This is a genomic window from Pseudomonas sp. NBRC 111124 (assembly GCF_001320245.1).
GTDB lineage: Bacteria > Pseudomonadota > Gammaproteobacteria > Pseudomonadales > Pseudomonadaceae > Aquipseudomonas.
Genome location: NZ_BCBA01000057.1, coordinates 13,959 through 27,983 on the forward strand (window position 1 = coordinate 13,959; position 14,025 = coordinate 27,983).

Here is a 14,025-nt window from a genome sequence, read left to right on the forward strand (position 1 = left end):
ACGGGTCCTTTTTCAGCGGGCCGTGCCAAAGCCTGGCGCGGCCCCGGACGCCTTCGAGGACCTGAAATGACCCGTATCGGAACCCCATTGTCGCCAACCGCGACCCGTGTACTGCTCTGCGGCTGTGGCGAGCTGGGCAAGGAAGTGGTGATCGAGCTGCAGCGCCTGGGCGTCGAAGTGATCGCCGTCGACCGCTACGCCAATGCCCCGGCGATGCAGGTGGCGCACCGCAGCCACGTGGTCAACATGCTCGATGGCGTTGCCCTGCGGGCGATCATCGAAGCGGAAAAGCCGCACTACATCGTTCCGGAAATCGAAGCCATCGCCACCGCCACGCTGGTCGAGCTGGAGAACGAGGGTTTCACCGTGGTGCCGACCGCCCGCGCCACCCAGCTGACCATGAACCGCGAAGGCATCCGCCGCCTGGCCGCCGAAGAGCTGGACCTGCCGACTTCGCCGTACCACTTCGCCGACACTTATGAGGACTACGCCAAGGCCGTGGCCGATGTCGGTTACCCGTGCGTGGTCAAGCCGGTGATGAGCTCCTCGGGCAAGGGCCAGAGCCTGCTGCGCAGCGATGCCGACCTGCAGAAGTCATGGGACTATGCCCAGGAAGGTGGCCGTGCCGGCAAGGGCCGGGTGATCATCGAGGGCTTTATCGACTTCGAATACGAAATCACCCTGCTGACCGTGCGCCACGTGGGCGGCACCACCTTCCTCGAGCCGGTTGGCCACCGTCAGGAGAAGGGCGACTATCAAGAGTCCTGGCAGCCACAGGCCATGAGCGCGAAAGCCCTGGCCGAGTCGCAGCGGGTGGCGAAGGCAGTCACCGATGCGCTGGGTGGGCGTGGCCTGTTCGGCGTGGAACTGTTCGTCAAGGGCGACCAGGTGTGGTTCAGCGAAGTCTCGCCGCGCCCACACGACACTGGCCTGGTGACCCTGATTTCCCAGGATCTGTCGCAGTTCGCCCTGCACGCCCGTGCCATCCTCGGCCTGCCGATTCCGGTGGTGCGCCAGTTCGGGCCATCGGCTTCGGCGGTGATCCTGCCGGAAGGCCAGTCGCAGCAGACCAGCTTCGCCAACCTGGGTGCTGCCCTGAGCGAGCCGGACACGGCCATTCGCCTGTTTGGCAAGCCGGAAATCAACGGCACTCGCCGTATGGGCGTGTGCCTGGCGCGGGATGAGTCGGTCGAAGCGGCGCGGGCCAAGGCGACCCGTGCTTCGCAGGCGGTCAAGGTCGAGTTCTGATACGACTGGGGCCGCAAAGCGGCCCCAATTGCTTACAGCTCGGTATTACGGGTTTCCTTCAGGCACAGCACGGCAATCAGGCTGATCACAGCCGCCGCCGACACATAGCCACCCACCCAGCTCAACCCACCCATGCTCACCAGCTTCTGGGCAAAGAACGGCGCCGCCGAAGCCCCGACGATGCCACCCAGGTTATATGCCGCCGAAGCGCCGGTATACCGCACGTGGGTCGGGAACAGCTCAGGCAGCAGCGCCCCCATCGGCGCAAAGGTCACCCCCATCAAGAACAGCTCGATGGCCAGGAACAGCGCCACACCGGTGGTCGAACCTGAGGTCAGCAGTGGTTCCATGGTAAAGCCCGAAGCCACCGCCAGCAGCCCGCCGACGATCAGCACCGGCTTGCGCCCGTAACGGTCGCTCAGCCAGGCCGACAACGGTGTGGCCAGGGCCATGAACACCACGGCGAAGCACAGCAGGCCGAGGAAGGTTTCGCGGCTGTAGCCCAGCGTGGTCACGCCGTAGCTCAGCGAGAACACCGTCGAGATATAGAACAGCGCATAGCACACCACCATGGCGGCTGCGCCCAGCAGGGTTGGCATCCAGTATTTGCTGAACAGGTCGACTACCGGCATTTTCACCCGTTCGTGGCGGGCGACTGCCTTGGCGAACACTGGGCTTTCTTCAAGCTTCAGGCGCACATACAGCCCCACCATCACCAGCGCGGCACTGAGCAGGAACGGGATGCGCCAGCCCCAGTCACGGAACTGTTCGTCACTGAGCAGCATGGCCAGGGCCAGGAACAGGCCGTTGGCCGCAAGGAAGCCGATCGAAGGGCCAAGTTGCGGGAACATGCCGAACCAGGCGCGCTTGCCCTCGGGTGCGTTCTCGGTGGCCAGCAGCGCTGCACCGCCCCATTCACCGCCCAGGCCCAGGCCTTGGCCGAAACGCAGCAGGCAGAGCAGGATCGGCGCCCACACGCCGATGCTGTCATAGCCCGGTAGCACGCCGATCAGCGTGGTCGACACGCCCATCAGCAACAGCGAGGCGACCAGTGTCGATTTGCGCCCGATGCGGTCACCGAAATGACCGAACAGTGCCGAGCCCAGCGGGCGGGCAAGGAAGGCGATGCCGAAGGTGATGAACGCGGCGAGCATCTGCGCGGTGCCCGACCCGGACGGGAAGAACACCGGGCCGATCACCAGCGCGGCGGCGGTGGCGTAGACGTAGAAATCGTAGAACTCGATGGCGGTGCCGATGAAGCTGGCGGTGGCGACCCGCGCTGGCGAGTTGACCGGCGCGGCAGGCGCTTCGGTGTAGGTGCTGCTGGTTGTCATTAAGTAGGTCCCTAACAGTCTGGTCCGCTCCATGGCGTTTGTCCGAGGCGTGTGCGTGGTACGAAGGCAGGCACAGCGTTGCGGACACCGGAGCGTATTGTTGTTGTGTTCGCGCGACTGACGATAGCCCAAGGGGGGTAGGGGCGTGGGCGGGCACTGTTCGGGGTGTTGAAGCAGGACCGCGGGGCGTGTCAGTGGAGCGGACTGGCCGTGTGGCGCCGGGTGCGGGTAGCAGGCGGGACGGCGGGGCTGGGTAAGCGTGACCCGAGTATAGCTATCGGGTCACGGTCCACACCAGTACCTTGCTGGCGCAATTGTCCTCTGTTTCGAGGATTTCCAGGCGATAGCGGCCGATCTTCAGGCAAACGGCGCTTTCCGGGATGCTTTCGAGGGCTTCGGTGACCAACCCGTTGAGGGTTTTCGGGCCGCCGTCGCAGGGCAGGTGCCAGCCCAGGGAACGGTTGATTTCGCGCAGCGAGGCGGCGCCTTCGATGACGAAGGTGCCATCGGGTTGCGGGTGCACGTGGGGGTTGTCGAGGCTGTGTTCGTCCTCGAACTCGCCGACGATTTCTTCGAGGATGTCTTCCAGGGTGACGATGCCCAGCACCTCGCCGTACTCGTCCACCACCACGCCCAGACGCCGCTGTTGCTTGTGGAAGTTCAGCAACTGCATCTGCAGGGGCGTGCTTTCCGGCACGAAGTAGGGCTCGTAGCAGGCACCCAGCAGTTGCTCCAGCGTCAGCTCGGCCTTTGGCAGCAGGTGGCTGATGAGCTTGGTGTTGAGGATCGCTTCGACCTGGTTGATGTCGCTGTGGTACACCGGCAGGCGGGTGTGGCGGCTGACGATCAGTTGCTCGATGATGAGCGCGATGGGGTCATCGAGGTTGATACCGTCTACTTCATTGCGCGGCACCAGGATGTCGTTGACGGTGATCTTGTCCAAAGACTGCAGGCCGTCCAGCAGGCCGTGGCGCGGGGCCTCGTGCTCGTCGTCTTCGTCGAAGTCGTCATCCTCCTGCGGGTGCAGGGCCACCGCCGTGGGCTGCACGCGGAACGGCCGCAGCAGCAGCTTGGCGATGCCGTCGAACAGGCAGGCCAACGGTTGCAGCAGGGCGAGAGGAAACGGGCGAAGACTCAGGCCAAGGCTGATGAAGGCCTGCGGGTTGCGCCGCGCCAGGCGCCGCGGCAGGAATTCGGCGAATACCAGCAGGGTTGCCACGGCGGCCAGGCCAGCCAGCCAGAATCCGTGTTCGCCGTTCTGGCGTTGACCAATCAGGCACGCCAGGCCCAGCACCAGCAGCTTGCCCAGGCTGGCGCACAGGACCAAGGCCTGGGCCGGCAGCAGCGGCTGGCCGTCATCGCCATTGCGCAGTGAGCCGTTAAGTTGCAGGCGGGCGGCGTCCACGGCGCTGAACAGCGCCGACCACAACAGTGCCAGTGCCAGAATGCCCAGTAGCGGTGCGTACGGCAGGGTGTCCATGGGCGACCGTCAGATATGCAGGATGAATTCGCGAACCAGCTTGCTGCCGAAGTAGGCCAGCATCAGCAGGCAGAAACCGGCCAGGGTCCAGCGGATCGCCTTGTGCCCGCGCCAGCCCAGGCGGGTGCGGCCCCACAGCAGGACGCTGAACACCACCCAGGCCACACACGCCAGCAGCGTCTTGTGCACAAGATGCTGGGCAAAGAGGTTATCAAGGAACAGCCAACCGGAAATCAGTGACAGCGAGAGCAGGCACCAGCCCGCCCAGAGGAAACCGAACAGCAGGCTTTCCATGGTCTGCAGCGGCGGGAAGTTGCGGATCAGCCCGGACGGGTGCTTGTTCTTCAGTTGGCGGTCCTGCAGCAGCAACAGCAACGACTGGAACACTGCGATGGTGAACAGACCGTAGGCCAGGATCGACAACAGGATGTGGGCGAGGATGCCGGGTTCTTCGTCGATCAGCGGCACTGTGCCGGGTGGGGCGAACTGCGCCAGCAGGGCAGTGACGGCGCCGAGCGGGAACAGCAGCACCAGCAGGTTTTCCACCGGGATGCGCAGGCAGGCCACCAGCGTCAGGGCGATGACCGCTACGGCGATCAGGCTGGCGGCGCTGAAGAAGTCCAGGCTCAGCCCCAGCGGGGTGATCAGCTGGAAGAACAGCGCGCCGCCCTGTGCGACCACGGCGAGGGCGCCGAGCAGGCCAAGCAGGCGTTTGTCGGCCTTGCGGCCCTGGGCCAGGTGGGAGCCCTGATAGATGGCTGCAGCTATATATAAGCCGGCGGCGATCAGGTTGGGGATGAGGCTGGGTGAGGAAACCATAAGTCCTGGTTGCAGAGCCCTGAAAGAGACGGAGTTTGGCATAGAACGCCACCGGCCATCCAGACCGATCGGCAGCGAGGTGTGCGCCGCCGCCGCACTTCGTTATAATCGCCGCCTTGCTGTGCCTGGCGGGTGTGCATTTCCCCCCTCAGGCGCCTGACAAACCTCGGCTTTTACTGGGCCTGAAAGGATCACCATGTTCGAAAACCTGACCGACCGCCTGTCACAGACGCTGCGCCATGTCACCGGCAAGGCCAAGCTGACTGAAGACAACATCAAGGACACGTTGCGCGAAGTGCGCATGGCCCTGCTCGAGGCCGACGTTGCCCTGCCGGTGGTCAAGGATTTCGTCAACAGCGTCAAGGAACGTGCGGTCGGCACCGAGGTATCGCGCAGCCTGACCCCGGGCCAGGCGTTCGTGAAGATCGTCCAGGCCGAATTGGAAAGCCTGATGGGCGCGGCCAACGAAGACCTCGCGCTGAATGCCGCGCCGCCAGCCGTGGTGCTGATGGCCGGCTTGCAGGGCGCTGGTAAGACCACCACCGCCGGCAAGCTCGCGCGCTTCCTGAAAGAGCGCAAGAAAAAGAGCGTGATGGTGGTGTCCGCCGACGTTTACCGCCCGGCGGCGATCAAACAGCTGGAAACCCTGGCCAACGACATCGGCGTGACCTTCTTCCCGTCCGATATCACCCAGAAGCCTGTGGCCATCGCGGAAGCTGCGATCCGCGAAGCCAAGCTGAAGTTCATCGACGTGGTCATCGTCGACACCGCCGGCCGTCTGCACATCGATACCGACATGATGGCCGAGATCAAGGCGCTGCACGCAGCAGTCAAGCCGATCGAGACCCTGTTCGTGGTCGACGCCATGACCGGCCAGGACGCTGCCAACACCGCCAAGGCGTTCGGCGAAGCGCTGCCGTTGACCGGTGTGGTGCTGACCAAGGTCGACGGTGACGCCCGTGGCGGTGCCGCACTGTCGGTACGTGCCATCACTGGCAAGCCGATCAAGTTCATCGGTATGGGCGAGAAGACTGAAGCCCTCGAGCCGTTCCACCCGGACCGTGTCGCCTCGCGCATCCTCGGCATGGGTGACGTGCTCAGCCTGATCGAACAGGCCGAGCAGACCATCGACAAGGCCAAGGCCGACAAACTGGCCAAGAAGCTGAAGAAGGGCAAGGGCTTCGATCTCGAAGACTTCCGTGACCAGCTGCAGCAGATGAAGAACATGGGCGGCCTCGGCGGCCTGATGGACAAGCTGCCAAGCATCGGCGGGGTCAACCTGTCGCAGATGGGCAACGCCCAGGGCGCGGCCGAAAAGCAGTTCAAGCAGATGGAAGCGATCATCAACTCCATGACCCCGGCCGAGCGTCGCGACCCTGACCTGATCAGCGGTTCGCGCAAGCGCCGCATCGCCCTCGGCTCCGGCACCCAGGTGCAGGACATCGGTCGGCTGATCAAGCAGCACAAGCAGATGCAGAAGATGATGAAGAAATTCTCCGCCAAAGGCGGCATGGCCAAGATGATGCGTGGCCTGGGCGGGATGCTGCCGGGCGGCGGCATGCCGAAGCTGTAACCCCTATTTTGGGTGCCTGCTTTTAAATGAGCGGGTGCCCGGAACCCCCGCTCCGGCGGGGCAACGGCCGCGGATTCCGTGGCTTAACCGGCAAATCTGAACGGTAGGGCAGGGCTCTTCCGAAAAAGGCATTTGCAAATGTCCGTGTATTCCCCGAGAATATGCGGCCTTTTGGGCACCCGTGTGCCTATTTGGCATTCAGATTTGCAGCACCGACTATAGGAACAATGTTCACATGGTAACCATTCGTCTTGCCCGTGGCGGCTCGAAAAAGCGCCCATTCTACCACCTGACCGTGACCAACTCGCGTAACGCCCGTGACGGCCGTTTCGTTGAGCGCGTAGGCTTCTTCAACCCGATCGCCTCGGGCGCCGAAGTCAAGCTGTCGGTCAACCAGGAGCGCGTCACCTACTGGCTGAGCCAGGGTGCACAGCCGTCTGAGCGCGTTGCTCAGCTGCTGAAGGACGCTGCCAAGGCCGCTGCCTAAATAGTATGAACGCGACGCCAGAAAAGGCTGACGACCTCATCGTCGTTGGCAAGATTTTTTCGGTTCACGGCGTTCGCGGCGAGGTGAAGGTGTATTCCTTTACCGATCCGATTGAAAACCTGTTGGATTATCCACGCTGGACGCTTCGGCACGAAGGCAAGGTAAAGCAGGTCGAGCTGGTCAGCGGTCGTGGCTCCCAAAAGGGCCTGGTCGTGAAACTGAAAGGCCTCGATGATCGTGATGAAGCCCGTCTTCTGAGTGGTCACGAAATCTGCATTGCGCGGAGCCTTTTGCCCAACCTGGCTGCCGACGAGTACTACTGGTACCAGTTGGTGGGTCTGAAGGTCATCAACCAGGACGAACACCTGTTCGGCAAGGTCGATCACCTGTTGGAGACCGGTGCGAACGATGTAATGGTGGTCAAGCCCTGCGCAGGCAGCCTGGATGATCGCGAGCGTCTGTTGCCCTATACGGCGCAATGTGTGCTCGGTATCGACCTGGAAGCAGGCGTGATGCGGGTTGAATGGGACGCGGACTTCTAAACGATGGGTAACCTTCGCGTAGACGTCATCACGCTGTTCCCCGAGATGTTCTCGGCCATCACAGAGTACGGCATTACCAGCCGCGCGGTGAAACAGGGGTTGCTTCAGGTGACTTGCTGGAACCCGCGGGACTACACCACAGATCGCCACCATACCGTGGATGATCGGCCGTTTGGCGGTGGTCCGGGCATGGTGATGAAAATCAAGCCTCTGGAAGACGCCCTGGTTAGCGCCAGGCAAGCGACCGGAGCAGCGGCGAAGGTGATCTACCTCTCGCCACAAGGCCGCAAGCTGACTCAGCAGGCGGTCAAAGGCCTGGCCGAACAGGAATCGTTGATCCTGATTGCCGGTCGTTATGAAGGCATCGACGAGCGCTTTATCGAGGCTCATGTCGATGAGGAGTGGTCGATTGGCGACTATGTGCTTTCCGGTGGCGAGCTGCCGGCCATGGTACTGATCGATGCGGTTACACGGCTGCTGCCCGGAGCTTTAGGGCATGTGGACTCGGCGGAGGAAGACTCTTTCACCGACGGTCTGCTGGATTGCCCGCATTACACCCGACCTGAGGTGTATGCGGATCAGCGTGTTCCCGACGTGTTGCTAAGTGGCAACCATGCACATATCCGGCGATGGAGAATGAAGCAGTCCCTTGGTAGGACCTTCGAACGACGCGCCGATCTTCTGGAAAGTCGCTCGCTTTCTGGAGAAGAGAAGAAGCTGCTCGAGGAATATCTCCGCGAGCGGGACGATAGTTAAACGTATCGATGGTGGATCACGTATCCATCTTAGGAGCACAGCATGACCAACAAGATCATCCAGCAGCTCGAAGCAGAGCAGATGAGCAAGGAAATCCCGACCTTCGCACCAGGCGACACCATCGTCGTCCAGGTTAAAGTGAAGGAAGGTGATCGTTCCCGTCTGCAGGCGTTCGAAGGCGTTGTCATCGCCAAGCGTAACCGCGGTCTGAACAGCGCCTTCACCGTGCGCAAGATCTCCAGCGGCGTAGGCGTTGAGCGTACCTTCCAGACCTACAGCCCGCAGATCGACAGCCTGGCCGTGAAACGTCGTGGTGACGTGCGTAAAGCCAAGCTGTACTACCTGCGCGACCTGTCCGGCAAAGCCGCTCGCATCAAGGAAAAACTGTCCTGAGTACAGTTTGCCCGGTGGCCAAGGCCGCCTAGCGAGAAAAAAGCAGCCTTCGGGCTGCTTTTTTGCGTTTTGAAACCCGTGAAAAGTGACAGATATGACCACTCGAGATCAGGAAATCCAGCGCCGCACCGAGCTGTCGGTGACCCGCGTGACCAAAGCGGTTTTCCCCAATACCACCAATCACCACAACACTCTGTTCGGCGGTACTGCGCTGGCCTGGATGGACGAAGTGTCGTTCATCGCCGCTACGCGTTTCTGCAGGCTGCCGCTGGTGACTGTGTCCACCGACCGTATCGACTTCAAGCACCCTATCCCGGCCGGCTCGATCGTCGAGCTGGTGGGCACGGTGGTCAAGGTGGGCAACACCAGCTTGCAGGTGCAGGTGGATGTGTTCGTCGAAAACATGTACCTGGATGGGCGCGAGCGAGCGATCCATGGGGTGTTCAGCTTTGTCGCCATCGACGAGGACAAGCGCCCGGTGCCGGTGTTGCCCCATGCCTGAGTTGTCCCGTGCGGGCCTCTTCGCGGGGCAAGTTGCGCGTACCCTGTAGGAGCGGGCTTGCCCCGCGAAGAGGCCAGTACAGACAATCATTGTGCGGCTGTGAAACACTAGGCCGACTTCCAACACCCAGCAGCCGCGAATGCCCGCCCTAGACCACCCCCTGATCGACCAGTTCCTCGACGCCCTGTGGCTCGAAAAAGGCCTGTCCGATAACACCCGCGTCTCCTACCGCAGTGACCTGGCCTTGTTTAATGGCTGGCTCCAGGAGCATTCGGTGACGCTGCCCGAGGCCGGCCGTGAACTGATCCTCGACCATCTGGCCTGGCGCCTCGACCAAGGTTACAAGCCGCGCTCCACCGCGCGCTTTCTTTCAGGCCTGCGTGGCTTCTTCCGCTATCTGCTGCGGGAAAAACTGATCGCCGTCGACCCCACCTTGCAGGTCGACATGCCGCAACTCGGCCGGCCCTTGCCCAAGTCCCTGTCGGAAGCGGACGTCGAAGCTTTGCTGCAGGCTCCGGACCTGGGCGAAGCCATCGGTCAGCGCGACCGCGCCATGCTCGAAGTTCTTTACGCCTGCGGCCTGCGCGTGACCGAGCTGGTCAGCCTGACCCTCGACCAGGTCAACCTGCGCCAGGGCGTATTGCGGGTGATGGGCAAGGGCAGCAAGGAGCGCCTGGTGCCGATGGGTGAGGAGGCGGTGGTCTGGCTGGAGCGCTATCTGCGTGATGGCCGCGCCGAGCTGCTCAACGGCCGCCCAAGCGATGTGCTGTTCCCCAGTCAGCGTGGCGAGCAGATGACCCGCCAGACCTTCTGGCACCGCATCAAGCACCAGGCGCGAGTGGCTTGTATCGACAAACCGCTGTCGCCGCATACCCTGCGCCACGCTTTTGCCACGCACCTGCTCAACCATGGCGCCGATTTGCGCGTGGTGCAGATGCTGCTGGGCCATAGCGACCTGTCGACTACGCAAATTTATACCCATGTGGCCAAGGCGCGCCTGCAGCAGTTGCATGCCCAGCACCATCCACGTGGATGAATGTTTTTCATGTTCCGCCGACCGGTCCTTGCAGGCCCCTTCATCAGCAGCGTGATGTGGTAGGCTTGGGCGGTTTGCATCAAGGGCCGCACGGTCGCCGCGTTTTTCCGCAGGTGACGCCCTCCGGCCCCTGTCCGCCTCCAGGAGTTCCCCATGCGCGTGACCCAGATTTTCGCCGCCGCCGTGATGGCGCTGGCCAGTACCTTTGCCGTTGCCGCGGCAGACAGCAATGCCAGCGCCGAGCAGGCCATCCGCAAGTCGTTGCAGAACCTCGAACTCGAAGTGCCGGTTGAAAGCGTCGGCAGCAGCCCGCTCAACGGCCTCTATGAAGTCAAGCTGCAAGGCGGCCGTGTGCTGTATGCCAGCGCTGATGGCCAGTACGTCATGCAGGGCTACCTGTACCAGCTGCAGGACGGCAAACCAGTCAACCTGACCGAAAAGACCGAGCGTCAGGGCGTCGCCAAGCTCATCAACGGCATTCCAGCCGCCGAGACCGTGGTTTATCCTGCCAAGGGCGAGACCAAGTCGCACATCACCGTGTTTACCGACACCACCTGCCCGTACTGCCACAAGCTGCACGCCGAAGTACCCGAGCTCAACCGCCGCGGTATCGAAGTGCGCTATGTCGCGTTCCCGCGTCAGGGCCTCGGCTCCCCGGGTGATGAACAGTTGCAGGCCGTATGGTGCTCCAGCGACCGCCGCGCGGCGATGGACAAGATGGTCGAGGGCAAGGAAATCAAGGCCGCCAAGTGCGCCAACCCGGTCAGCAAGCAGTTCCAGCTGGGCCAGCAGATCGGCGTCAACGGCACGCCGGCCATCGTGCTCGAGAACGGCCATGTCATTCCGGGCTACCAGCCCGCACCACAAGTGGCCAAACTGGCCCTTGCGGGCGAGCAGCAAGCCGCCAAGTAATCAATTCAATACGCCGTCGTCATGGGGTGACGGCATGTTTCACGGTCGGTGAAGGCGCCGGCCGTTCAATGGGGAGTTCACAGTGAAACCGGTCAAAGTAGGCATCTGTGGGTTGGGGACCGTCGGTGGCGGAACCTTCAATGTACTTCAGCGCAACGCCGAGGAGATTGCCCGCCGTGCCGGGCGCGGTATTGAAGTGGCACAGATTGCCATGCGCTCGCAGAACCCGAACTGCCAGATTACCGGTACCCCCATTACCGCTGATGTGTTCGAAGTTGCGAGCAACCCCGAAATCGACATTGTCATCGAACTGATCGGTGGCTACACCATCGCCCGCGATCTGGTGCTCAAGGCCATCGAGAACGGCAAGCACGTGGTCACCGCCAACAAGGCGCTGATCGCTGTGCACGGTAACGAAATCTTTGCCAAAGCCCGCGAGAAAGGCGTCATCGTCGCCTTCGAAGCGGCAGTGGCTGGCGGTATCCCGGTGATCAAGGCCATCCGCGAAGGCCTGTCGGCCAACCGTATCAACTGGCTGGCCGGCATCATCAACGGCACCGGCAACTTCATCCTCACCGAAATGCGTGAGAAAGGCCGCGCCTTCCCCGACGTGCTGGCTGAAGCCCAGGCACTGGGCTATGCCGAAGCCGACCCGACCTTCGACGTCGAAGGTATCGATGCCGCCCACAAGCTGACCATCCTGGCGTCCATCGCCTTTGGTATCCCGCTGCAGTTTGAAAAGGCCTACACCGAAGGCATCACCCAGCTGACCACCGCTGACGTGAACTACGCCGAAGCGCTGGGCTACCGCATCAAGCACCTGGGCGTGGCCCGCCGCACCGCCGAAGGCATCGAGCTGCGTGTGCACCCGACGCTGATCCCGGCCGACCGCCTGATCGCTAACGTCAATGGTGTAATGAACGCAGTCATGGTCAACGGCGATGCCGCCGGTTCCACCCTGTACTACGGCGCCGGCGCCGGCATGGAGCCGACCGCTTCGTCGGTGGTAGGTGACCTGGTCGACGTGGTCCGTGCCATGACCTCCGACCCGGAAAACCGCGTGCCGCACCTGGCCTTCCAGCCAGACTCGCTCTCGGCACACCCAATCCTGCCGATCGAAGCCTGTAAGAGCGCCTACTACCTGCGCATCCAGGCCAAGGACCACCCGGGCGTGCTGGCCCAGGTGGCGAGCATCCTCTCGGAGCGTGGCATCAACATCGAGTCGATCATGCAGAAGGAAGCCGAGGAACAGGACGGCCTGGTACCGATGATCCTGCTGACCCACGGTGTGGTCGAGCAGCGCATCAACGACGCCATCGTCGCCCTGGAAGCCCTGCAGGACGTGGTCGGCAAGGTCGTGCGCATCCGCGTCGAACAGCTGAATTAATTTGCCAATCGGGCCGCTCGTGCGGCCCTAGCATCGAAGGTTTGCACCCATGCGCTATATCAGTACCCGCGGCCAGGCTCCGGCCCTGAACTTCGAAGACGTGCTGCTGGCTGGCCTGGCCAGCGACGGCGGCCTGTACGTCCCAGAGAACCTGCCACGCTTCACCCAGGAAGAGATCGCTTCCTGGGCCGGCCTGCCGTACCACGAGCTGGCCTTCCGGGTGATGCGCCCGTTCGTTGAAGGCAGCATCGCCGATGCTGACTTCAAGAAGATCCTTGAAGAAACCTACGGCGAGTTCGCCCACGCTGCGGTCGCCCCGCTGCGCCAGCTGAACAGCAACGAGTGGGTACTGGAGCTGTTCCACGGCCCGACCCTGGCGTTCAAGGACTTCGCCCTGCAACTGCTCGGCCGCCTGCTCGACCACGTGCTGGCCAAGCGCAACGAGCGCGTGGTGATCATCGGTGCCACCAGCGGTGACACCGGCTCCGCTGCCATCGAAGGCTGCCGCAGCTGCGAGAACGTCGACATCTTCATCCTGCACCCGCACCAGCGCGTGTCGGAAGTGCAGCGCCGGCAGATGACCACGCTGTTTGGCGACAACGTTCACAACATCGCCATTGAAGGCAACTTTGACGACTGCCAGGAGATGGTCAAGGCCAGCTTCGCCGACCAGTCGTTCCTCAAGGGCACCCGCCTGGTTGCGGTCAACTCGATCAACTGGGCGCGGATCATGGCCCAGATCGTCTATTACTTCCACGCAGCCCTGCAGCTGGGCGGCCCGGCCCGTTCGGTGGCGTTCTCGGTACCGACCGGCAACTTCGGCGACATCTTCGCCGGTTACCTGGCGCGCAACATGGGCCTGCCGGTCAGCCAGCTGATCGTCGCTACCAACCGCAACGACATCCTGCACCGCTTCATGAGCGGCAACCAGTACGTCAAGGAAACCCTGCACGCGACGCTGTCGCCGTCGATGGACATCATGGTGTCGTCCAACTTCGAGCGCCTGCTGTTCGACCTGCACGGCCGCAACGGCGCTGCGCTGGCCGAGCTGATGGCGAGCTTCAAGCAGGGCGGTGGCTTCAGCGTCGAGCAGGACCGCTGGACCGAGGCACGCAAGCTGTTCGATTCGCTGGCCGTCAGCGACGAGCAGACCTGCGAGACCATCGCCGAAGTGTTCGCCGCCACCGGTGAAGTGCTTGACCCGCACACCGCGATCGGCGTCAAGGCCGCCCGCGAGTGCCGCCGCAGCCTGGACACGCCGATGGTGGTGCTGGGTACCGCGCACCCGGTCAAGTTCCCGGAAGCGGTGGAGAAGGCCGGTGTCGGCAAGGCGCTGGAACTGCCAGCGCACCTGAGCGACCTGTTCAGCCGTGAAGAGCGTTGCACCGTATTGGCCAATGACCTGAAGGCCGTTCAGGCGTTCGTCAGCCAGCATGGTAATCGCGGCAAGCCTTTGTAATTGCTTTGGCGTCCGGGGCTGAAAAGCAGCCCCGGATTTCAGGCGCTTCCTATACCTTTTGCGGAATTGTCCTATGTAAGGTTATGGAAGCCTTGCC

14 protein-coding genes are annotated in these 14,025 nt (G+C 62.8%); 11 read left to right on the forward strand and 3 right to left on the reverse strand.

Annotation, left to right across the window (positions count from 1 at the left end):
• The first annotated feature begins 66 nt into the window (after positions 1-66).
• On the forward strand, positions 67-1,248 hold the full coding sequence (gene purT, locus APH28_RS21640) for a formate-dependent phosphoribosylglycinamide formyltransferase (protein WP_060512570.1): 1,182 nt from the start codon (positions 67-69) through the stop codon (positions 1,246-1,248).
• A gap of 32 nt (positions 1,249-1,280) precedes the next feature.
• Here purT and APH28_RS21645 read toward each other — a convergent pair whose 3' ends face one another.
• From APH28_RS21645 to APH28_RS21655, 3 genes are all read right to left on the reverse strand, one after another.
• On the reverse strand, positions 1,281-2,582 hold the full coding sequence (locus tag APH28_RS21645) for an MFS transporter (protein ID WP_060512571.1): 1,302 nt from the start codon (positions 2,580-2,582) through the stop codon (positions 1,281-1,283).
• A 274-nt stretch (positions 2,583-2,856) separates the two neighbouring features.
• Entirely contained in the window at positions 2,857-4,062 is a 1,206-nt protein-coding gene (locus APH28_RS21650) for a transporter associated domain-containing protein (protein ID WP_060512572.1), read from the reverse strand.
• Positions 4,063-4,071: 9 nt separating this feature from the next.
• On the reverse strand, positions 4,072-4,881 hold the full coding sequence (locus APH28_RS21655) for an inner membrane protein YpjD (protein WP_060512573.1): 810 nt from the start codon (positions 4,879-4,881) through the stop codon (positions 4,072-4,074).
• A 196-nt stretch (positions 4,882-5,077) separates the two neighbouring features.
• Here APH28_RS21655 and ffh point away from each other — a divergent pair, with 196 nt between their 5' ends.
• From ffh to thrC, 10 genes are all read left to right on the forward strand, one after another.
• A complete protein-coding gene (gene ffh, locus APH28_RS21660) occupies positions 5,078-6,454 on the forward strand; it encodes a signal recognition particle protein (protein ID WP_060512574.1) in 1,377 nt (458 codons plus the stop codon).
• Between the two features lie 235 nt (positions 6,455-6,689).
• Positions 6,690-6,941 (forward strand): 30S ribosomal protein S16, encoded by a 252-nt coding sequence (gene rpsP / locus APH28_RS21665; protein ID WP_008094480.1) that lies wholly within the window; start codon positions 6,690-6,692, stop codon positions 6,939-6,941.
• A 5-nt stretch (positions 6,942-6,946) separates the two neighbouring features.
• Positions 6,947-7,483, forward strand: coding sequence for a ribosome maturation factor RimM (gene rimM, locus APH28_RS21670; RefSeq protein WP_060512575.1), 537 nt, complete (start codon positions 6,947-6,949; stop codon positions 7,481-7,483).
• A 3-nt stretch (positions 7,484-7,486) separates the two neighbouring features.
• Entirely contained in the window at positions 7,487-8,239 is a 753-nt protein-coding gene (trmD, locus tag APH28_RS21675) for a tRNA (guanosine(37)-N1)-methyltransferase TrmD (RefSeq protein WP_003252146.1), read from the forward strand.
• Positions 8,240-8,281: 42 nt separating this feature from the next.
• On the forward strand, positions 8,282-8,632 hold the full coding sequence (rplS, locus tag APH28_RS21680; RefSeq protein WP_023629812.1) for a 50S ribosomal protein L19: 351 nt from the start codon (positions 8,282-8,284) through the stop codon (positions 8,630-8,632).
• A 94-nt stretch (positions 8,633-8,726) separates the two neighbouring features.
• Complete coding sequence (locus APH28_RS21685) at positions 8,727-9,134, forward strand: acyl-CoA thioesterase (protein ID WP_060512576.1); 408 nt, start codon at positions 8,727-8,729, stop codon at positions 9,132-9,134.
• A gap of 139 nt (positions 9,135-9,273) precedes the next feature.
• Positions 9,274-10,170, forward strand: coding sequence for a site-specific tyrosine recombinase XerD (xerD, locus tag APH28_RS21690; protein WP_060512577.1), 897 nt, complete (start codon positions 9,274-9,276; stop codon positions 10,168-10,170).
• A 153-nt stretch (positions 10,171-10,323) separates the two neighbouring features.
• The gene (locus APH28_RS21695) at positions 10,324-11,082 is read left to right on the forward strand and encodes a thioredoxin fold domain-containing protein (RefSeq protein WP_027920100.1); all 759 of its coding nucleotides are present in this window, start codon (positions 10,324-10,326) and stop codon (positions 11,080-11,082) included.
• Between the two features lie 82 nt (positions 11,083-11,164).
• Positions 11,165-12,469 (forward strand): homoserine dehydrogenase, encoded by a 1,305-nt coding sequence (locus APH28_RS21700; protein ID WP_060512578.1) that lies wholly within the window; start codon positions 11,165-11,167, stop codon positions 12,467-12,469.
• 49 nt (positions 12,470-12,518) lie between these two features.
• The gene (gene thrC, locus APH28_RS21705) at positions 12,519-13,928 is read left to right on the forward strand and encodes a threonine synthase (protein WP_060512579.1); all 1,410 of its coding nucleotides are present in this window, start codon (positions 12,519-12,521) and stop codon (positions 13,926-13,928) included.
• The last annotated feature ends 97 nt before the right edge of the window (positions 13,929-14,025 follow it).